This window comes from Paenibacillus sp. FSL R10-2771, assembly GCF_038000205.1.
Classification (GTDB): Bacteria; Bacillota; Bacilli; order Paenibacillales; family Paenibacillaceae; genus Paenibacillus_AQ; species Paenibacillus_AQ phytohabitans.
In genome coordinates this window covers 5496066-5517201 of sequence record NZ_JBBOBM010000001.1, presented here as the reverse complement: position 1 = coordinate 5517201, position 21136 = coordinate 5496066, and the positions used below count along the sequence as shown (strand labels likewise).

14 protein-coding genes are annotated in these 21136 nt (G+C 49.9%); 10 read left to right on the top strand and 4 right to left on the bottom strand.

The annotated features are described in order from the left end of the window. Window positions 1-2 precede the first annotated feature (2 nt). On the top strand, window positions 3-902 hold the full coding sequence (locus tag NSU14_RS23440) for a carbohydrate ABC transporter permease (protein ID WP_042134639.1): 900 nt from the start codon (window positions 3-5) through the stop codon (window positions 900-902). A gap of 59 nt (window positions 903-961) precedes the next feature. Continuing rightward, complete coding sequence (locus NSU14_RS23435; RefSeq protein ID WP_340947458.1) at window positions 962-2593, top strand: ABC transporter substrate-binding protein; 1632 nt, start codon at window positions 962-964, stop codon at window positions 2591-2593. A 259-nt stretch (window positions 2594-2852) separates the two neighbouring features. Here the strand turns inward: NSU14_RS23435 and NSU14_RS23430 are convergent, their stop codons facing one another. Beyond that, window positions 2853-3308 carry a GNAT family N-acetyltransferase gene (locus NSU14_RS23430; protein WP_042134642.1) on the bottom strand — a complete coding sequence of 152 codons (456 nt, stop codon included), beginning with the start codon at window positions 3306-3308 and terminating at the stop codon, window positions 2853-2855. Window positions 3309-3460: 152 nt separating this feature from the next. Here NSU14_RS23430 and NSU14_RS23425 point away from each other — a divergent pair, with 152 nt between their 5' ends. Then, window positions 3461-3913: a MarR family winged helix-turn-helix transcriptional regulator gene (locus tag NSU14_RS23425; protein ID WP_042134644.1), complete on the top strand. Its 453-nt coding sequence runs from the start codon at window positions 3461-3463 to the stop codon at window positions 3911-3913. 68 nt (window positions 3914-3981) lie between these two features. Beyond that, window positions 3982-5388, top strand: coding sequence for an amino acid permease (locus NSU14_RS23420; RefSeq protein WP_340947457.1), 1407 nt, complete (start codon window positions 3982-3984; stop codon window positions 5386-5388). Here the strand turns inward: NSU14_RS23420 and NSU14_RS23415 are convergent. Both NSU14_RS23415 and NSU14_RS23410 read right to left on the bottom strand, forming a co-directional pair. Next, complete coding sequence (locus tag NSU14_RS23415; protein ID WP_042140865.1) at window positions 5385-6017, bottom strand: LysE family transporter; 633 nt, start codon at window positions 6015-6017, stop codon at window positions 5385-5387. The two genes, NSU14_RS23420 and NSU14_RS23415, sit on opposite strands and share 4 nt — an antisense overlap. A 116-nt stretch (window positions 6018-6133) precedes the next feature. Continuing rightward, entirely contained in the window at window positions 6134-6655 is a 522-nt protein-coding gene (locus NSU14_RS23410; protein ID WP_042134645.1) for a DUF3231 family protein, read from the bottom strand. Window positions 6656-6886: 231 nt separating this feature from the next. Between NSU14_RS23410 and NSU14_RS23405 the strand changes: the two genes are divergently transcribed. Further along, on the top strand, window positions 6887-8167 hold the full coding sequence (locus NSU14_RS23405) for an MFS transporter (RefSeq protein WP_336101651.1): 1281 nt from the start codon (window positions 6887-6889) through the stop codon (window positions 8165-8167). An 11-nt stretch (window positions 8168-8178) separates the two neighbouring features. On the opposite strand, the gene NSU14_RS23400 is transcribed toward NSU14_RS23405, so the two are convergent. Beyond that, window positions 8179-10101: an ATP-dependent DNA helicase gene (locus tag NSU14_RS23400; protein ID WP_340947456.1), complete on the bottom strand. Its 1923-nt coding sequence runs from the start codon at window positions 10099-10101 to the stop codon at window positions 8179-8181. 295 nt (window positions 10102-10396) lie between these two features. Here NSU14_RS23400 and NSU14_RS23395 point away from each other — a divergent pair, with 295 nt between their 5' ends. The 5 genes from NSU14_RS23395 to NSU14_RS23375 all read left to right on the top strand — a co-directional run bounded on the left by NSU14_RS23395 (window position 10397) and on the right by NSU14_RS23375 (window position 21102). Then, window positions 10397-11467 (top strand): SGNH/GDSL hydrolase family protein, encoded by a 1071-nt coding sequence (locus NSU14_RS23395; RefSeq protein WP_042134651.1) that lies wholly within the window; start codon window positions 10397-10399, stop codon window positions 11465-11467. Window positions 11468-11702: 235 nt separating this feature from the next. Beyond that, window positions 11703-12905 carry an ATP-binding protein gene (locus tag NSU14_RS23390; RefSeq protein WP_340947455.1) on the top strand — a complete coding sequence of 401 codons (1203 nt, stop codon included), beginning with the start codon at window positions 11703-11705 and terminating at the stop codon, window positions 12903-12905. 17 nt (window positions 12906-12922) lie between these two features. Next, entirely contained in the window at window positions 12923-18637 is a 5715-nt protein-coding gene (locus NSU14_RS23385; RefSeq protein WP_340947454.1) for a HAMP domain-containing protein, read from the top strand. 407 nt (window positions 18638-19044) lie between these two features. Beyond that, the gene (locus NSU14_RS23380) at window positions 19045-19335 is read left to right on the top strand and encodes a hypothetical protein (RefSeq protein ID WP_042134669.1); all 291 of its coding nucleotides are present in this window, start codon (window positions 19045-19047) and stop codon (window positions 19333-19335) included. Between the two features lie 555 nt (window positions 19336-19890). Further along, a complete protein-coding gene (locus NSU14_RS23375) occupies window positions 19891-21102 on the top strand; it encodes a sensor histidine kinase (protein ID WP_340947453.1) in 1212 nt (403 codons plus the stop codon). The last annotated feature ends 34 nt before the right edge of the window (window positions 21103-21136 follow it).

Here is a 21136-nt window from a genome sequence, read left to right as displayed (position 1 = left end):
CCATGAGAGCATCAACAGTCCGTTCGGCCTCACTAAGTAAAGGACGTTTGGACATCTGGGATGTGCTGATCCGCATCGTCTTAATTGTTGTTTCACTAATATGTCTGCTGCCGTTCCTGCATGTCGTGTCGAAGTCCCTGAGCTCTGACTCCTTCGTCATTGCCAATAAGGTCTTTCTGTGGCCGCAGGGCTTCACCATCGAAGCGTATAAGAAAATCTTCGCGGATGCCAGCATCCTCCGTTCCCTGTACATCTCGGTTATTGTCACCGTACTGTTCACGATTCTGGGAATGATTCTGACGATATGCGCCGCGTATCCGTTGTCGAGAGCCCAGTTCAAGGGCCGCCGGGTCATCACCTTCATTTTCCTGTTCACGATGTACTTTAGCGGGGGGATCATCCCGGATTACATGAACATTAATAATCTGGGACTGATGGATACGATCTGGTCACTGATTCTGCCCTTGTCATTCAGTGCCTTCAATTTGCTGATTATGAAGACATCGCTAACGCACGGGATTCCGGTAAGTCTGGAAGAATCGGCGCGCATCGACGGTGCCGGTCATTTCCGGATTCTGTTCAGCATCGTCCTGCCGTTGTCCAAGCCGATTATGGCGACACTTGCCCTCTTCTACGCAGTTGGACGCTGGAATGCTTACCAGGATGCCTTGTTCTATATTAAGCATGAGACCTCCCTGCGGCCGCTGCAGCTCAAGCTGTACTATCTGGTCATTCAGGCGAGTGAAAGCTTCCAGCTGGAAGCCACCACAGTATCACTCAGCAACCCGGAAGTGCTTAAAGCATCCGTCGTGGTGTTTGCTACCCTGCCGATTCTCTGCGTGTATCCTTTCGTTCAGAAATACTTCGTGCAAGGAGTTATGCTAGGAGCCGTTAAGGAGTAGCCGTATGTTCCGCAAGCAGCAGTAAATAGCACCCGAAAATTAAAAATGGGGGAATTACGATGAACAAAAAAGGTTTTGCTTCATTAATGATGGCATCTGTCATGACAGCCGGCATGCTTGCCGGATGCTCCGGCGGAAATAATAAACAGAGTGCAGGAACGGACACGCCTGCAGCTTCCAGCAACCAGAGTGAGGGCTTTGCAGATTATTCACAAGGCTTTAAAGAGAAGGTTACGATTGATATTCCGGTCTATGAACGCGCTTTCGAGGGCTGGAATGTAAGTGATAACTATTACACCCGCTGGGTTCAGGCGGAGTTCGGTGACAAATACAATATCGATGTTAACTTTGTACCTATCTCCCGCAGCAGTGAAGTAACTGATTACGAGCAGCTGCTCGCATCGCATAAGGCGCCGGACATTATTTTCCACTACGATATGCCTCAAGCGCTTACTTATTACGGCGAAGATGTGATGCAGGAGCTTGACTATTCAGAAATAGAAAATTATGCTCCAACTTACTGGGCAAACCTGGGTGAAACGATTCAGCAATACGGTAAAGTGGACGATAAGAATACCTTCTTCTTCGCTGCACGTCCTGAAGCCGATAACTTCGTCAGTATCATCCGTAAAGACTGGGTGGAGCAGGTTGGCATGAAGGTGGAGGATTTGACTTCCCTGGAGAAGTATAATGAGATGCTGGCGAAATGGAAAGAAGCCGGACTTGGTGTGACTGCGGGGAATCTGATTAAGGACTTCTACAGCTATAACTATGCTTTTCGTGAATGGCCGGTGGATCAGGCATATCGTGCCCTGTATTCGGATGTAAGTGTTGCTGACTTCACCAGCGCTGATACCGAACGTTTCCTGCGCAATCTGAACTATCAGTACAATAACGGTCTCGTGGATAAAGAGTTCTATCTGCGCAGTGATGATAACAAGATCAAATCTGAATTCGTTGCCGGCAAAACGGGTAACTACGCATTCTATCTGACCAACAATGCCGATGTCTTCGCAGCTACGCTGGCCAACAACCCGGATGCCGAATTTGCGGTAATTCCTCCGAATGCAATGGTGCCGGAAGGTTACAAGCCTCAAGGACGCGCTTACTGGCCGTTCGGCTTCATCATGGGCATCAACTATGAGACTACGGATGAAGAGCGTGCTGCCGTCTGGATGTACCTCGAGTGGCTGAGCCAGCCGGAGAACCTGTTCAAATTCCAGAACGGTATTGAAGGCGAGAACTATACACTTGATGCTGAAGGCATTGCTGTGAAGAACCCGGATTACAAAGGCGAATCTGTCCTCTCCACGAACAACAATAAAGACTACTGGGGACTAGTGACTGAAATTGCACAATATCCGGATGCAGAGAAGACCCTCCAGTCGAATCTGCGTAACTGGTCACCGGCCGGCTATGAATATCTCGCCGAGGATATGGTGAAATACTACAACGAGGTTGCGGAATTCCGTACACCTGATGCCATGTTCAGTGTAGTGCTCGAAAAGGTTAATGAATACAAAGCGGATCTGAACTCGCTGTTCCAGGATCTGTATGTGAAGACCGTTCTGGCTCCGGAAGCTGAATTCGATGCAGCCTATGCAGATGCCAAGAAGAGCTTCCTTGATGCTGGATATCAGGAAATCCTTGATGAGAAGCAGGCAGCTATCGATGCGGGCCAGTTCCGTTAATTTGAAGTTATAACGACAAAAAGAGGCTGTTCCAAAAGCCATGAAATGGCTGCTTGGGACAGCTCTTTGTTTTGGAGTAGGATCAACGTGAGCACTTGGGTGGACGCTCCGCGAACGGACTGTTGTTCCAATCGCTGTGCTCTCCAGATTTTTTTCATTCCCCTTAGCGGTGAAAATCCGGAGACCAAGGCGAACGCATTCGCTTTTCCACAATCAGTCCGTCCTCTCCGCTGTTTAAGCGGGAAGCGTGTCTGTAATTTCACAATGCCTTTGTCATAAACACACTGTAAGGATCTTCAATGTAATCCGCAAACGGGCTGCAGGTCTCAAACCCGAATCGTTCGTATAATTTCCGGGCCGCCTCGAAGCCTTCCGTCGATCCGGTTTCCAGACTCAGCCGCACATAGCCTTGCTGCATAGCTTCCTTAAGGATGTGGGCAAGCATTGCAGAGGCGACGCCTTTTCTGAGGTGCCTGCCAGAAGTCCGCATGGATTTGATTTCACCATGATGGTCCCCAAGGTCTTTAAGCGCCCCGCAACCTAACAATTCGCCGTGTTCCCAGGCACTCCAGAAGGTGATTTCCGGTGACCGTAGTTTGTCCAAATCCAGTGCATGTACACTTTCCGGCGGGGATTGCTCAAACATGCTCTGTAAATGCTCGCTGATCAATGCTATGATTTCAGTTCCAGTCAAATTATCGATTCTAATCTCCATGTTATTCACTCCTGAGTGTAAGATGACGATCCAGGGCCTTTCTACATTTGTTTTTTGTGCCAGAAACGCCATAATGAAATAACGATATTCATTAGTATATATAGATTTATTATTGTTGTAAATACAACATTATTGGACGGGCAGGTGATCAAGTGAAAGAGATACTTCGTGAGGTTGGAATGATTGCGAGGGCACTGGATTCTATAAGTAATATAGAGTTCAAGGAATTAGATCTGACTAAGGGGCAATATTTATATCTCGTCCGCATCTATGAGAATCCGGGAATTATTCAGGAGAAGCTGTCCGAAATGATCAAGGTAGACCGGACAACCGCCGCACGTGCAGTGCAGAAGCTTGAAGTCCAAGGCTTCATTGAGAAGAAGGATGATGAAACAAACAAAAAAATCAACAGGCTGTTTACAACTGAAAAGGGTGATCAGGCTTATTCTTTTCTGAAAAGAGAAGGGGATCATACGGACAGGGTTGCCTTAGCAGGGTTCTCCGGACAAGAATCAGAACTATTATTTCAGCTTCTGCAGAGAGTCCGGAAAAATATTGAGGTTGAATGGGAGTATGTGAAGAAGGGGAATAAAAGAGAGTACTAATTTGTCCGCCCGAGGGGAATTGTAGAGATGAGAACTCTCAAATTCGAATCAGGATGAGGACGGAATTCATGAAGCAAACCTCCAGTAAAACCGAAGAGGACAAGAAGCTTAAATGGTGGCAGCTCAGTTTATTGGGCATAGCAGGGACTATAGGAACCGGATACTTTTTGGGCTCGGGACTGGCCATCTCCATGGGCGGTCCTGCTGTGCTGCTGGCCTACATTTTGGCGGCTGGCGGAACCTATGTTGTATTTGATGCGCTGGCAAGGATGACGGCAGAACATCCGGAGCAGGGCTCCTTCCGGTCCTATGCCAAGAAAGCGTTCGGCAGCTGGGCAGGGTTCGGAAGCGGCTGGGTATATTGGTTCTCGGAGCTGCTGATTATGGGAAGCCAACTTACAGCGTTATCCATCTTCTCGCGTTTTTGGTTTCCGGCCGTACCGATGTGGGTTTTTGCTGCCGGGTTTGCCGCAGTGAGCCTGTTGATTGTGTTTTTCGGGAATAAGGGATTTGACCGGGTTGAAAATATACTGGCTGTCATCAAAGTGGCGGCGATCCTGATGTTTCTTGTGATTGCTGCTGCGCTTCTGGCTGGCTGGATCGGTGGGGGGAAGTTCACACCGAAGGTACCCCTTGGGTATAAGGCGTTGTTTCCGTCAGGGGGCATCGGACTTTGGTCGGCCTTTATTTTTGCTTTTTATGCTTACGGCGGCATTGAGGTGCTGGGGATTATGTCCTACAGGCTCAAGAAACCTGAGGAGGCTCCAAAAGCGGGGAAGGTGATGCTGCTCGGACTGGCTGGGGTGTATGTCCTGTCGATCGGACTTGCGGTGATTATGGTGCCGTTAAGCGCCTTCAACCCGAAGGAAAGTCCTTTTGTTCTTGCACTCCGCAGCGATCATCTGGCCTTCGTGCCGCATTTGTTTAACGGGGTGCTGATTATTGCCGGATTCTCCACGATGACAGCCTCGCTGTATGCCATTACCTCAATGATGATCACTCTTGCGCAGGAAGGCGATGCGCCCAAGTTATTCTCGAAGAAATGGAAGGATAAATATCCGTTCTACGCACTATGTCTGATTGCTGCCGGTCTAATAGGTGCTATCATGATGTCCTTGTGGCTGCCGGGAAAAGTATATGAATACATTACCACGGCTGCGGGCCTCATGATCCTGTATAACTGGTCCTTTATCTTACTCTCAGCCGGCCGGCTGCTTAAGCCCAGTCTTCTCAGCGGAGTGAAACGCTGGACGGGCCTGGTGCTGATTGCGGCTGCTGTAGCAGGGACACTGTTTCATGCGCTCAGCCGTCCGGGCTTCTACATCAGTCTGCTGATTGTTTCACTGATTGCGCTGAGTGACTGGATTGTTCAACACTATCGCGGCAAAAAAGGCGGTACCCATGAATCCCATTCCCTGCAGGGCGGTCCTGAGTTCCGGATCACAGGGATCAGGCTGCGCAAAAACAAGGTTTAATGAAAAAAGAGCAGCCGTGCAGCCTGTACACCAAAATAAAAACCAAAGCCAATCAGCGACAGGCCGGACAGTACGGAGATCACCTGTAATACCCTGACCGTCAGAAACTTACGGAAGAGACTGGAGGCGGCCGCCATGGTTACGTCCCAGAGCAGAATCCCGAGGACGATTGCCCCGCTGTAGATCAGCAGCTGCTGCATCGGATAATTACTGGCAGCCTCAGCCAATATCGAGCCGTATATCCCCAGCCAGAACAGGATGGACAGGGGATTGAATAAGGACATCAGAAATCCCGACACATAAGACCTGGACAGTGAGGCATCGCTTCCCCTTAGGCCGGCCACTGAAATGTCTCCTGTATTCTTGATGCTGTCCACCCCTGTATAGACGAGGACAAAGAACCCGAACAGCCACAAGAATACTTTCACAAACGGATCGTCCAGCAGGTGAATTAGGCCGAAATAGACAAGCAGCATATAGATAATATCTGCGCTGACCGCCCCCAGGCCAACAGCCCAGGCAGGCATGAATCCTCCGCGGAGTCCCTTGTCCAGCTGTGCAGCATTAATGGGCCCCAAGGGTGCGGAAAGAGATAATCCCAGAAAGATATAACCTATAAATACGTTAATGTTGTCCTCCCCCTTTATACAGATAGCATATTCTGGTAAAGGCGGATATAGGACAACCAAAAGAAGGCCCGCGAAAGATCGCGGGCCCTCTTTATGGGATGTTGAGTGTAAACAGTTTACACTCTAACGGTTTCAGGTCTTTTAGTTAGAAGAGGCGGTGGAATCAGCCAGCCCTTCTTCTTATTCAAATGCAGAATTTTAACGCCTATGGCTGCTTTGGTAAGGTGGTATTTGGCAAATAAGGCCCCGATATCTTCGCGGATGGATTGCCCCATAGCCTGACTGCATGCTACCAGTCCTGTAGCGGTATCAGCAGCAAGTTTGGCAGCTATTTCAGGATCTGTGAACCGTGCCCCCACAGGGATATCCTCAAGCTTGGCATCCGGCCGGTCTGGCATTACCGGTGCAGAGGCAAGACCCTGCTCGGTGAGCAGAGTGTCGCACTCACTGATTTCCAGCTCTGCCTGATCAATTAATGTTCCTAATATTTTTTTGAGATCGTTATCGCCAGCGTGATACATATAAGCTCTGTAACACGACAATGCTCCCTTGGCTACCATCGAGGCTTGCCAGACCGTGAAGATTTCTCCATAGTGCATCGGTTCTTCTTTGGGGTTACCGCCTAAAATTCCTGTCATAAATAAACTCCTTTATTGTTGGATTTGAACAAGAACTAGCATGCCCGCAAAGAACATGGATGTTGCAGCATTTTCACCGATACAATCTAAATTCATAATATTGCTACATAATCTCAGCCGGACCTCCCTTTTTTGTTCAATGAACAGCATCAATATCTCCCTGCAGGGTGTATAAATAATGCTGTATGAACCACAATAAGCAGGATGTGATTACAAAGAAGGTGGTTCGCCATGAAAGGTTCAAAAGGAGCATTAATTGCACTTGCTTCCATCCCGTTAATCATGACACTTGGCAATTCCATGCTGTTGCCTATTCTGCCGCAGATCTCCAAAAAGCTTGGTATCAATGCTTTTCAGGTCAGTATGATCATCACGGTGTATGGCCTGATCGCCATCTTGATGATTCCGGTTGCCGGTTATCTGTCAGACCGCTTTGGACGTAAAATCGTTATCCTGCCCAGTCTCATCCTTGCGGCCATAGGCGGAGCTATTTGTGTTGCCGCTGCCTGGTTCTTAACCGGAGTAACTGCCTACTGGGTCATCCTCGGAGGGCGTCTAGTCCAGGGGATTGGAGCCGCAGGAGCCTTTCCGATCGTCCTTCCCTTCGTAGGCGATCTGTTCAAGGATGAGAAAGAGGTTAGTAAAGGATTGGGAATCATTGAAACCTCCAACACCTTCGGCAAAGTATTAAGTCCGATCCTTGGCGCGTATCTCGGTACATTGCTATGGTATGCACCCTTCATCGCGATTCCGGCCTTGTGTCTGATTTCCTTTGTGCTTGTTGTGTTTCTCGTCAAGAAACCAAAGTCAGAGGAGAAGGCCGAAAAGAAAAGCATCGGGCAATTCTTAACCGGCATTAAAGAAATCCTGCATGAAAGGGGCCGCTGGCTGTATGCCATATTTGCGATAGGCGGAATCTGTATGTTCGCAACCTTCGGCGTGCTGTTCTATTTATCGGAGACGCTGGAGTCGGAGTATAACCTGCATGGGGCCTCCAAGGGATTTGTACTGGCCATTCCCCTTGCACTTCTGTGTCTGGCCTCTTACGGAAGCGGCAAAATCATCGGCAAAAACAAGCTGTTAATGAAATGGCTCGGTTTCGGAGGTATGGCGGTGCTTACAGCAGCTATGCTGATAACAGGCTTTAGCCAGAATATATACTTCATGGTAGGCTTCTTAAGTTTAAGCGGTGTCGGGATTGGTGTGGTTCTGCCCTGCATGGATGCGCTGATCACGGAGGGGATTGAAAAAGAGAACCGTGGTACAATCACCTCCTTATACAGCAGCATGAGATTTATCGGGGTTGCACTGGGCCCGCCGGTCGTGTCACTTCTAATGAACCGGGGACATTGGGTTTTATTCGGTACTATGGCAGCCGTAGGGGCGGCTGGCGGGCTTCTGTCCTTTTTCGCCGTTACTCCAAGCAAAGGAGAGGCTGGAGGCGAGAACAATCTGAAGCAAACCAGCATGAAGCATAAAAAAGCAAATCCGATGCGCCAGCGTGTCCGTTAGAGCGGTTGATATCAAATCTTATCAAATTTCTCCTGTACAAACTTCTCCAGCACCCTGAAATCCTCGGTAACCCGCTTGAAGGGCAAAGCTCCCAGCACCTTATCCCGGTAGTCCTTACGGGCTCCGGCGGACAGGCGGGAATCGAGGATACTGAGCACACCCAGGTCCGTTTCACTGCGGATCAGACGTCCCGTGCCCTGCCTCAACCGGAGTAGCATGTCCGGGACGAATACGTCTTTCAAGGGGTTCTCAGCCAAAGAGGCCTTATATTCATAGACCGGATCGGCAGGGACCGGGAAAGGGAGCCGGACCACAATTAACTGCGATAAATCGGAGCCTGCGATATTTACGCCCTCCCAGAATACCCCCGTACTCAGCAGAACGCCTTTACTGGCCCGGAATTCAGCGATTACCCCATCCTGGGACGAGCCTTCCCTCTGCACATGCAGCGCCCAGTTAAGCTTCTCGGCGCTTAGCTTCTGATGAATGTACTTCATATCCTCTTTGGCCGAGAAAAGCACCAGTGTCCGCCCGTCCGTCAAATTGCAGAGTCTCAGCATCTCCTTGTACGCTGCTTCCAGATAAGCTTCCCGGTTGTTATGGTTATAGTAGGGAACGTTCCTGGCAATGTACATCAGGGTGTGGTTATCGTAATCAAACGGTGAAGCCTGGCGCTCCATATAATCTCCCCGGTATCCGAGCGACTCTGTCAGATAAGCATATTGTTCCTCCAGCGTATCTCCGGTCTGGCACAGGGTTGCTGACGTTAAGATGACAGAGGTCTTTCCGTTAAACAAGCTGTGTTTCAGGAACTGGCTTATGCCTTTGGGACAGATGCTGACCGTGCTCTCCCCCCGCGTATGGCTTGCCCAGATCAGATAGTTGTCCTCCGCTCCGGCGAGTACAGCAAAGAGGCCGATAAGTCCGTTCATGGCTTCAAAAGCATTGTCAATCTCCCGCTCACGCCGGGAAGTGAGGACGGACAGGCTGAGACTGAACTCTCTCAATACCTGAATTCCCCGCTGCAGCGGGACTCCTGTAATCTCCGATACTTTGATCCGGTCATTGTCCTGCTTGGCTGTGTGCAGCAGATCCGCCTCTACCTGTCTGAAAATATCCCCGGCGCATCTTTTTATGAATTTATATTGTGCCATTAGCTCCTTATCTGCGGATTGCCTGAAAAGAATCTGTAAGGCGTCCTCCAGTATGCGGCAGGTTCCCCGGAAGGTGAATTCGAGCGTTCTTGCATCTCTGACCTTTGCTTCGAGATTATGCGCTTCATCTATTACGATCAGCGCCGGCCGTTCCGCAATTAAGCCCTTGGTTCCTTCCTTCTTCTTAATCAGGTCACGGATAAGCAGGTCTTGATTAACGATGATGAAATCCATGTCGCCGGGGCCGGCATTAATTTTGGCCCTCATCTCGTAGAACGAGCAGGTGCTCCGGTAATGGCATTGCTCAAATTTGCAATCATTCACACAAACGCCGGACCATACCGCGTCACTAACACCGCCCTCAATATCTGCCCGCTCATCGATCCCGTAATTCACAATACGTTCGGCAAGCGCAGACAGGGGGGAAGCAGCAGCATCCGGCTTGATTAGTTCAGCTGCCCTGTACCGGCAGGCATATTGCCCCATACCTTTCCCGACTACGGAGCGGACTGAAGTGAACCCGAGCCGGCTGCCGATGAACCGCAGATCTTTATGGATCTGTTCGGAGAGCTGGATGGAGGAGGTGGCAATAATGACCGGCTGCCGGGAGATCTGGTTAATGAGCAGGCCGGGGATAAGGTAGGCAAAAGACTTGCCGATTCCGACTCCGGCTTCAATCATCGCATTGCGGCTATGTACATAAGCATCCGCGATATCCAGAGACATATCCTGCTGGCCGAGCCTCTCTGTGAGGCCGATCCTCGGAAACCGGTCGTACATCCGGAAGATGGCATTGACCAGAGCGGGTTCGATGTCCTTTTTCAGCTCCCGCTTCTGTAATTTATAGAGATCATTTAACCAGCTGATAACGACCGCCCCTTTTCTATAATCAATGATGTGCCTGTCCCGAATCTATTTGGGTGAGGTTGTTATTATCATAGATGAAGCGCTAACAGTCAAGGGTTAGAATGTAACAGATTCGCGGAATGCTCCAGTCTCTTTGTCAGACAGTTCTTGAAAACAAAAGGCGCGCCTGCTACTGTTACTGTTATAGAGCGGGAAGGAAGGTTTAAAGATGACAGAACACGCGCAAGTATTCAAACCTGCGGAGACACATGTGAAATTGACCGGCCGGACGCATTACAGCAATGATGTGCTGTGGCTGGCACTCTCCGGCAGCGGTATCGAATTTTCATTCTATGGCACCAAAGCGGAGATTACATTGAAAGCTGATACTATTGCCTTAACCGGTAATAATCTGGCCAGGATTGGCATCTGTGTAAACGGAGTACGGGTCATTGACGACCAGCTGGACACGCTGCTTAGAACGTATACGATATTTGAGAGCGAGACGGAGCAGGAGGTCAGGGTAAAGGTCACCAAGCTGTCTGAGGCGGCAATGTCCACGGCAGGGATTCAGGAGATTGCTGTCCATGCAGCGGATGGAATCAAACCCGCTCCGGCAAAAGTACATAAGATCGAATTCATCGGCGATTCCATTACCTGCGGCTACGGCGTGGATGATGAGGACGGGCTGCATTCCTTCTCCACAGCTACAGAAGATGTCACCAAAAGCTATGCTTATCTGACGGCCCGCCATCTTGATGCGGACTATAGTATGGTTTCGTATAGCGGCTATGGCATTATTACAGGATACACGGAAACCGATCAACGGCTGCTGACACATCTTCTCCCGGATTATTATGAACGGGTAGGCAAGTCCGAGGGTAAATTTGACGGCGTTCTGCTGCCCCAGGATATTCGTTGGGATTTCAACAGGTTTGTGCCCGATCTGATTGTCATCAATCTCGGAACGAATGATGATTCCTACACCAGAGACGATACCGGCAAGCAGACGGAATATGCCAGGGAGTATGCTGAATTCCTCAAAATGGTCAGACGCAATAACCCCCGCACACCCATTCTGTGTACGCTGGGCATCATGGGAGACAGATTGTATCCTTATGTCGAACAGGCAGTGAAGGGATATATGCAAGAAACAGGAGACAGCAATATTTCTGCCATGAAATTTGACGTGCAGGAGGCAGCGGATGGATACGCCTCCGACTCCCACCCTTCCCAAGCTACGCACAGTAAAGCTGCCCGGAAGCTGACGGCTCATATCAGGGGGCTTATGGAGTGGTGATACAGGGAAGCTTGATTGGGCAGAATAATATCTGCTCTGAATATTGCCTAAAGGAAGAAAGCGGCCCGTCTCCGGACGATCGCTTTTTTGTTTTTCCTACACTGGTGAATACATAGAGAACAATGGGAAAGCTATAAGGGTAAAGGGAGTTTCGTTATTTGAAATTATGGGTATATAAGCTATATTTTCGAAATATAAACGTCAGCAAGCCACAAGTCGGAAAGTGAGGGTCCTCATGGATTTCCCAGTCAACATCCTTCTCGTAGACGATCACCCCGAAAACTTGCTTGCCATTGAGGCTATTCTAAGCGGAGAACCATATCATCTGTTTCGGGCATATTCCGGGGTAGAGGCTTTGCGCTGTTTATTGGAAGAAGAATTTGCCGTCATCGTCATGGATGTGCTAATGCCGGGAATGGACGGGCTGGAGACGGCACGCCTCATCCGGACCCGGGAGAAAAACAATTACGTGCCTATCATCTTTATGACAGCGACCAGTAATACAATGGAGGATATCTTCGCAGGCTATTCGGTCGGCGCTATGGATTATATGACGAAGCCCTTCGTCCCGCAGCTGTTCAAATCCAAAATCGAGGGGTACGTCAGCATGTATGAAGCTAACAAAACCCTGCAGATCCAAAGCGACATGCTCAAGAAACAAGCGAAGCAGATGGAGAAAACGAATCAGGAGCTCAGAGAGGCTAAGGAAGCGGCGGAAATCGCCTCCCGTGTGAAATCGGAATTTCTGGCCATGATGAGCCATGAAATCCGGACTCCGCTGAATGGGATCATAGGCATGTCCGATCTGCTGCTCACCTCCGATCTGCCGGAAGAATACGCTGAGATGGCAGGAATTATCCACACGAGCAGCAATGCACTGCTTTCGGTCATCAATCCTATTCTCGATTATTCCAAAATTGAATCCGGGAAGATGGAAGTGGAAGAGGCGCCGTTCTCCCTTCAGGACTGCCTGGCTGAAACGATTGATTTGTTCACAGCCAAAACCAGGGAACGGAATCTGGAGATGGCTGTGACCGTAGATCCTTCGGTTCCGCCTTATATAACGGGCGATATGACCCGCCTCCGCCAGGTATTGAATAATCTGGTGGGCAATGCAGTGAAATTCACCCATGAAGGCAGTATATACATAATGGTTAACCAGCTGTCCGAAGAGGCGAATACGCTTACGCTTGAATTTACAATTAAAGATACGGGGATCGGAATTCCCCCGGATAAGATAAACGAGCTGTTCCAGCCCTTCTCCCAGCTGGATGCCTCTACAACACGCAGGTTCGGAGGCACAGGGCTTGGATTATCGATCAGCAAATCTTTAGTTGAATTAATGGGCGGCAGCATCCGGGTAGAGCCGTCGAATGAACCAGGCGCCACCTTTGTTTTTACAATTGCAGTCAAACAATTCCAAGTAAATAATGCATAAGGGGCAGGGTTGATACTATGAGCGATCAGAACCAAAGCAAAGAGATAAGCGGAGATCAGATTGATGCCGGCGAATTGCTCAACGCCTTAATGGCGATGAAGAAAGGAAACTTCTCCCACAGAATGCCCTATGACCGCACGGGAATAGCCGGTAAGGTAGCAGATACCTTCAACGAGATCATGGATATTCAGGAGAGTCTGGTGAATGAAGTCCAGACAGTAGCCAGAGTGGTCGGTAAAGAAGGTAATCTGTCGCGCAGATTCGTGCAGAAGAATCTGGGCGGCTCCTGGGAGACCATTACCGATTCGCTGAACGGGATGGTTATTGACTTGATTCAACCGACCAGCGAGATGGTCCGGGTGATTAACGCCGTAGCCAAAGGCGACCTGTCCCAGAAGGTGGAGCTGGAGATCGAAGGGCGGCCGCTCACTGGGGAATTCCAGCGGACGGCAAGCAATATTAACATGATGGTGAATCAGCTCAGCACATTTGCCTCCGAGGTTACCCGGGTAGCACGCGAGGTCGGCACGGAAGGCATTCTGGGTGGGCAGGCGGATGTCAAAGGGGTATCGGGAACCTGGAAAGACTTAACCGACAGCGTAAATTACATGGCGACTAACCTCACGGATCAGGTGCGTAATATCGCGGCCGTAACGACTGCTGTGGCGAACGGTGATCTGTCAAAGCAAATTACAGTAAATGCTCGGGGAGAAATCCTCGAGCTCAAAAATACGATCAACACCATGGTGGATCAGCTCTCCATGTTCTCTTCCGAGGTTACCCGTGTAGCGCGTGAGGTTGGCACGGAGGGCAAGCTGGGCGGGCAGGCAGACGTGAAGGACGTGTCCGGTACATGGCGCGATCTAACCGAAAGTGTAAACTACATGGCCTCCAACCTGACCAACCAGGTGCGTAACATCGCGGTTGTGACCACTGCGGTCGCAAACGGCGATCTGTCGAAGAAGATTACTGCCGATGTCCAGGGCGAAATCCTTGAGCTCAAGAACACCATCAACACGATGGTGGATCAGCTGTCGACCTTCGCTTCCGAGGTTACCCGGATGGCGCGTGAGGTCGGTACGGAAGGGATCCTTGGCGGACAGGCAGATGTCAAAGGCGTATCCGGCACCTGGCGGGATTTGACGGAAAGCGTAAATTACATGGCCTCGAACTTAACCAATCAGGTGCGTAACATTGCCGAAGTAACAACCGCTGTCGCTAAGGGCGACTTATCCAAGACGATAACTGTCGATGCGAAAGGCGAAATTCTCCAGTTGAAGAGCACCATCAATATTATGGTGGATCAGCTCAGCAACTTCGCCTCTGAGGTGACACGGGTGGCGCGGGAGGTCTCCACGGAAGGAATTCTCGGCGGTCAGGCGGATGTGAAGGGCGTATCCGGCACCTGGAAGGATTTAACGGACAGCGTTAACTTTATGGCGGGTACCCTGACCGATCAGGTGCGTAATATCGCTGAAGTGACGACGGCGGTGGCCAAGGGCGACCTGTCCAAGCAGATCACGGTAAATGCGACCGGAGAAATCCTTGAGCTCAAGAACACCATTAACACGATGGTGGAGCAGCTCTCTACCTTCGCTTCCGAGGTTACGCGTGTGGCGCGTGAGGTGGGTACCGAGGGCATGCTGGGCGGACAGGCCCAGGTTAAGGGCGTTGCCGGGACCTGGCGGGATTTGACCGAGAGTGTAAACTATATGGCCTCGAACCTGACCAATCAGGTGCGTAACATTGCTGTTGTAACGACGGCAGTAGCGAACGGAGATCTGTCCAAGAAAATCACTGCCGATGTCCAGGGCGAAATCTTGGAGCTCAAAAATACCATCAATACGATGGTGGACCAGCTCTCGATGTTCTCCTCCGAGGTGACGCGTGTGGCCCGCGAGGTAGGTACAGACGGCAAACTGGGCGGACAGGCGCAGGTGAAGGGCGTCGGCGGAACCTGGAAAGACTTGACCGAGGGCGTAAATAATATGGCCCGGAATCTGACGGACCAGGTGCGGAATATTGCGGACGTTACGACGGCGGTAGCCAAAGGGGATCTGTCCAAGAAGATTACCGTAGATGTCAAAGGTGAAATTCTGGAGCTGAAGAATACGATCAACACCATGGTGGACCAGCTCTCGATCTTCGCCTCCGAGGTTACGCGTGTAGCGCGCGAGGTCGGTACGGATGGCAAACTCGGCGCGCAGGCAGAAGTTAAGGATGTTTCCGGTACCTGGAAGGATCTGACCGATACGGTCAACTACATGGCCAGCAATCTGACCATTCAGATGCGCAACATTGCCGGCGTTACGACAGCGGTAGCGAACGGCGATCTGTCCAAGAAGATTACGGTAGACGTTAAAGGCGAACTGCTTGAGCTGAAAAACACGATTAATACGATGGTGGACCAGCTGAATTCGTTCGCTTCCGAGGTTACGCGTGTGGCGCGCGAGGTCGGTACAGACGGTAAGCTGGGCGGACAAGCCCAGGTGCGCGGCGTCGGGGGGATCTGGAAGGATCTGACCGACAACGTTAACATTATGGCGACCAATCTGACGGATCAGGTGCGCGGGATCGCCAAGGTTGTGACTGCCGTTGCGAACGGTAATCTGAAGCAGAAGCTGACCGTGGAAGCCAAAGGCGAAATCGCCGAGCTGACTGATACCATCAATAATATGATCGAGACACTGGCGACCTTCGCCGACCAGGTGACCACGGTGGCGCGGGAGGTAGGCGCCGAAGGGAAGCTGGGCGGACAAGCCAGTGTGCCTGGAGCAGCAGGAACGTGGCGTGACCTGACCGACAACGTTAACTACATGGCGAGTACGCTTACCACGCAGGTGCGGGCCATTACGAATGTTGCCACGGCGGTAACGAACGGCGATCTGTCACGGGCCATCGACGTATCCGCCTCCGGGGAAGTCGCGACACTCAAAGATAATATTAACGAAATGATCCGGAACCTGAAGGAGACGACCCGGATTAATACAGAGCAGGATTGGCTCAAAACCAACCTGGCCAAATTCTCACGGATGCTGCAAGGGCAAAGAGATCTGTATGCGGTGAGCCGTATGATCCTGTCCGAGCTGGCTCCGCTTGTATCTATGCAGCATGGGGTCTTCTACATCAATGAGCCTTCTAACGGTGAAGCGGTTCTGAAGCTGTTCGCCAGCTATGCTTATCAGAGCCGCAAGCATCTGGCGAATGAATTCCGGGCCGGGCAAGGGCTCGTCGGCCAGTGTCTGATTGAGAAGCAGCGGATCCTGCTTACCAACGTGCCGGGTGATTATGTTGTGATCTCGTCCGCATTGGGAGAAGCTACCCCGCTTAATATTATTTTGCTGCCGATTATTTTCGAAGATCAGGTGCTGGCGATACTGGAGCTGGCCACCTTCCGCCCTTATAGTGATATCGACATCGCCTTCCTGGATCAGCTTACAGAATCCATCGGCATAGTGATCAACACCATGCAGGCGAACCAGCGTACGGAGGAATTGCTGATCCAATCACAGTCGCTCACCGAGGAGCTCCAGAAGCAGCAGATGGAGCTGCGGAGTACGAATGACGAGCTTGAGGATAAAGCAAAGCTGCTGGTGCTGCAGAAGGCGGAAGTGGAGAGCAAGAATCATGAGGTAGAGGTAGCCAAGCGTTATCTGGAGGAGAAAGCGGAACAGCTTGCGCTCACGTCCAAGTACAAATCCGAGTTTCTGGCCAACATGTCGCATGAGCTGCGAACCCCGCTGAATTCCCTGCTGCTCCTGGCAGAACAGCTGGCCGAGAACCCGGATGAGAATCTTCATGAGATTCAGGTGAAGTTCGCGAAGACCATTCAGGACTCCGGACTTGAATTGCTTAACCTTATCAACGATATTCTGGATCTGTCCAAAATCGAATCGGGCACGATTACGCCGGATTACAGCGAGGTTTCTCTGGCAGAGCTGACAGACGGGCTGGACCGTACCTTCCGCCATATGGTGGATGCCAAGAAGCTGGACTACCGGATCATCATTGATTCCGGCGTACCGGCCAGAATAGCAACGGATTTCAAGCGGCTGCAGCAAATTCTGAAGAACCTGCTGTCCAACGCCTTCAAGTTCACGGAGCAAGGGCAGATCATGCTGCAGATCCGCAAAGCAGGCGAGGGCTGGCATCCGGAGAATGAATCGCTGACGCGGGCCAAAACGGTGATCTGCTTCTCTGTAAGCGACACGGGAATCGGTATCCCGCCTGAAAAGCAGCAGATTATCTTCGAAGCCTTCCAGCAGGCGGATGGCAGCACGAACCGGGAATACGGCGGGACAGGCCTGGGTCTTGCCATATCCCGCGAGATTGCCGAGATGTTAGGCGGAGAAATCACCCTGTACAGTGAAGCGGGCAAAGGGAGCGTCTTTAATCTGTACCTGCCTACTGAAGCGGAATTCACCGAACCGGAGATCCCCAAGGCACATGTTCCGGAGGTGATCGATATCACCCCATCCAAACGCAGAAGTAATCTGGCTAAGCCGGCAGATGATACGTTCCTTGATGACCGGGATCAGATCGGGCCGGGAGACCGTGTCTTCCTGATTATTGAGGATGACCAGAAGTTCAATGAAATTATGCTGGATATGCTCCACAAAAAAGGAATCAAAGCCGTGATTACATCCAGCGGCTATGATGTGCTGGAGCTTGTTCATAAGTACCAGCCGATTGCTATAACACTCGATCTGCATCTTGGCGGAGACGCCGACGGCTGGCTGGTACTCGAGCAGCTGAAGAACGATATTGAGGTGCGGCATATTCCGGTCTGTGTGATGACGGTCGATGAGGATGAGGTACTGCTGTTACAGCGGGGCGCTCATGATTACTTCCGCAAACCGGTGACCAATGAAGAGCTGGAGAATGCGCTCGACCGTCTGAACCAGTTTGCGGATAAGAAGACCAGGAATCTGCTGGTGGCGGTCCAGAATGAGGAAGAGCGCAAGCAAATCATTGAGCTGTTAAGCAACCCTGATATCAGTCTTACGGCAGTGGACACGGCACGCAAAGCGTTGAACCAGATCAATACCAAAGAATTCGATTGTGTGGTACTGGACAGCGGCCTGCCGGAGATGAATCTCATCCGGTTTATCCGGGACATGTACAAGAACGCGAAGAACAAAAAGGTTCCCGTCCTGGTTCACATGAGCAGGAAGCTGACACCGGCGGAAGAAAGCGAGTGGGATGAGCTGGTCAAAATGGCGGTGCTCAAAGAGGTGAAATCGAATCTCCAGCTGATCGATGAAACGACCCTCTTCCTGCACCGCAAGGCGGAGAACCTGCCGTCCGGTTCAAAGGATAAGCTGGTTAAGCTGCATCACTCGGATGAAATGATTGAGTCTAAGAAAGTGCTTGTAGTGGATGATGATATCCGGAACATCTTCGCACTCACTTCCATTCTGGAACGTCATCAGATGAAGGTCATCCCTGCGGAGAACGGCCAGGATGCCATCACTCTTCTGGAACAGACACCGGACATCGAAATTGTCCTGATGGATATCATGATGCCGGGGATGGACGGCTATGAAACGACCCGTGCCATCCGGCTCAAGCCGGAATTCAAGGACCTCCCCATTCTTGCGCTGACGGCGAAAGCGATGAAGGGAGACCGGGAGCTGTGCCTCGAAGCAGGCTGCTCGGATTACATTACCAAACCAGTCAACAGTGCACAGCTGTTATCTATGATGCGTACATGGCTGGATAACGGTAACTAAGACTTATAAAAACAGGAGCCGACCCCAAAGCCGTGAAAAGGCTGCTTGGGTCAGGCTCCTTTACCTGTTTCAAGGGGGAACATAGCGATAGTTGTATAATGTGCAATTAAAAACAGCGAAAGGGTATGCTTGCATCTTATAACTGTAATCTGTACAACTAAATCTGCCTGAACGGGTGAAACAATCTGCAAATGGAAATTTAATTGCACGAAATACAATTAAACAGATAATCGGTTGAAAATCAGACGATTTAGTTGTACAAAATACAACTAAATATACCGGAGGGATATACCTTTATCGGTTCATTGCAAGCCCTCAGCAAGTGATTTGTCAAAGTGGTTTTTATTGATTTAAATCTGACGTTATACCAGGTATAGCTTAGAATCTGCGGCAAGCTAACGGCACCTGTGCTGCCTAATCATCTGGAGCAGCTGATCATCGAGGGCGATAAGGCCACAGTGAAGCTATACAGCAGCGGCACCATCAGCGTGATTGATAACAAGGGTGTGGAGACTATAGTTTCGGAGAACAACGGCCTTGATTTCGAAGAGAGCCACTACCGCCTGCAGTCACATTTCATTCACTGCCTGAATACGGGCGGGGAATTCCAGACGAGCGGAGAAGACAATTTGAAGACGCTGGAGCTTGTATTCGAAACGTACAGAAGCGCTGAGGAACATAAGGTTATACATTTTTGAACAGCTTTAGCGCCTTGATGTGTTCATTATAAATGTAAAGAGGCCCGCAAATAGAGAAAATACAGACGCACTGATTCCAAAAAGTAATACTAGCCGTATAGAAGCCTGGACATTATTCGCAGAATTGATTATGAGGATGAATACACCCAGTATGGCTCCAATTATGAAATATAACAAAACATGTGTAATCATGTTGCGGTGTTTGATGGCTCTATCTATATACAATGAAGCAGGAGTTACAAGGATATGATCATTGTGAATACAATCGACAGAAGTAATGCAGAAAGTAAAGAAGCGAGGAGTCTGATCAAAGCAAGTAAATCCTCCTTTAACTGAAATTGGAAAAGTATAATTATGATCGTCTATTAAGATTTTAAAGTATCCAGAGGATGATTACCAACACCCCAAACTACTCCGCCTAAGCGGAAGGCTTGGGGTGTTCTATATTTATACAAATATATATTTTAAAATTGAAATAAATATGGATTTGCTTTATTTTTAAGCAGGAAAATATAAACATATATTGAATACATCAAGCAAAGAGGGAGGATGGAAATGGGATACAGTGAAAATCAGTTGCGCTCGTCATTAACACCGGCAGTTTCAATGATTCTGAACACTCATTATCACTCTGTAATCATGAAAAACCCCCAATCCGCCTGGTTCATAGAGACGCATAAGGAATTGCTGGATGCAACCTTCACTATGACCTTAATGTCTATAATAGAAGCATTGTTCCTGGGGCCTTCTGATTATGAGCAGTACCTGCATACACAGGAGCAAGAGGGGTTTGCGCAAGGGGCTTATACTGCAGAGATATTTGGCGACCATTTTGATATTCTGCTTGAAATGAGCAAAGATTTGAACTTAACCGCCCAGAATATGATGTTCCGGACCATTGAAGCGCTTGTGGATGATTCGGCGAACCGGCTGTTTTTCTATAATCGGCTGATGGAATCCAACTGGACCCGGTTTACCGGCTTCGCTCAAGGTTATTTGTCTAATAAAAACCAGCAGATCGACAATCTGCATGAACAAAAAATTGCGGTTATGGGACAGATGGCTGCAGGCATGGCACATGAAATCCGTAATCCGCTGGCTTCAATCAAAGGCTTCGCCCAGCATGTGAATAATAGGCTTAATGAGCCTGAGATCAAAGCTAATGAACTGCGTGCCTATATGGATATTACAATTAAAGAGATCGATACGCTGAACGGCTTAGTTACGGACTTCCTGATGCTGTCGCGGAAAGGGGATCATGCGAAGAATAGCGGCGTAGTGTTTAATGTAATCGAGGTTATACATAGAGTGAACAACATTGTGAATCAGCTCATACTTAGCGGCGATATTATTCTGGCAGTGGATTATTCGGATGAAACTATTCTGACTTTCGGAAATGCCTCACAGCTGGAGCAGGTCTTCCTGAATATTTTGAAGAATAGCATTGATTCCTTCACCGCATGCCAAGGCAGGATAGATATTACAGTGACCACAGCGGATGAGACCCATGAAATCATGCTGATCTTCAAAGACAATGGCGAAGGGATACCGCCGGATAAATTAAAGCAGATCTTCGATCCGTTCTTTACCACCAAGCAAAAAGGGACAGGCATCGGCTTGTCCATCTGTAAACAATTAATTGAAATGTACGGCGGCCAGATTAGGGTGGATTCGGAACTTCAGGCAGGAACCAGCGTGAGGGTAACTTTGCCGTGGGTGTGCGAATCCAATGAGCGTGTGGAGGGTGGTCTGTTGAATGCCCAGTAGGGAGCTTTGGTGTGTTGGCTGCTTTTTAAAAAAT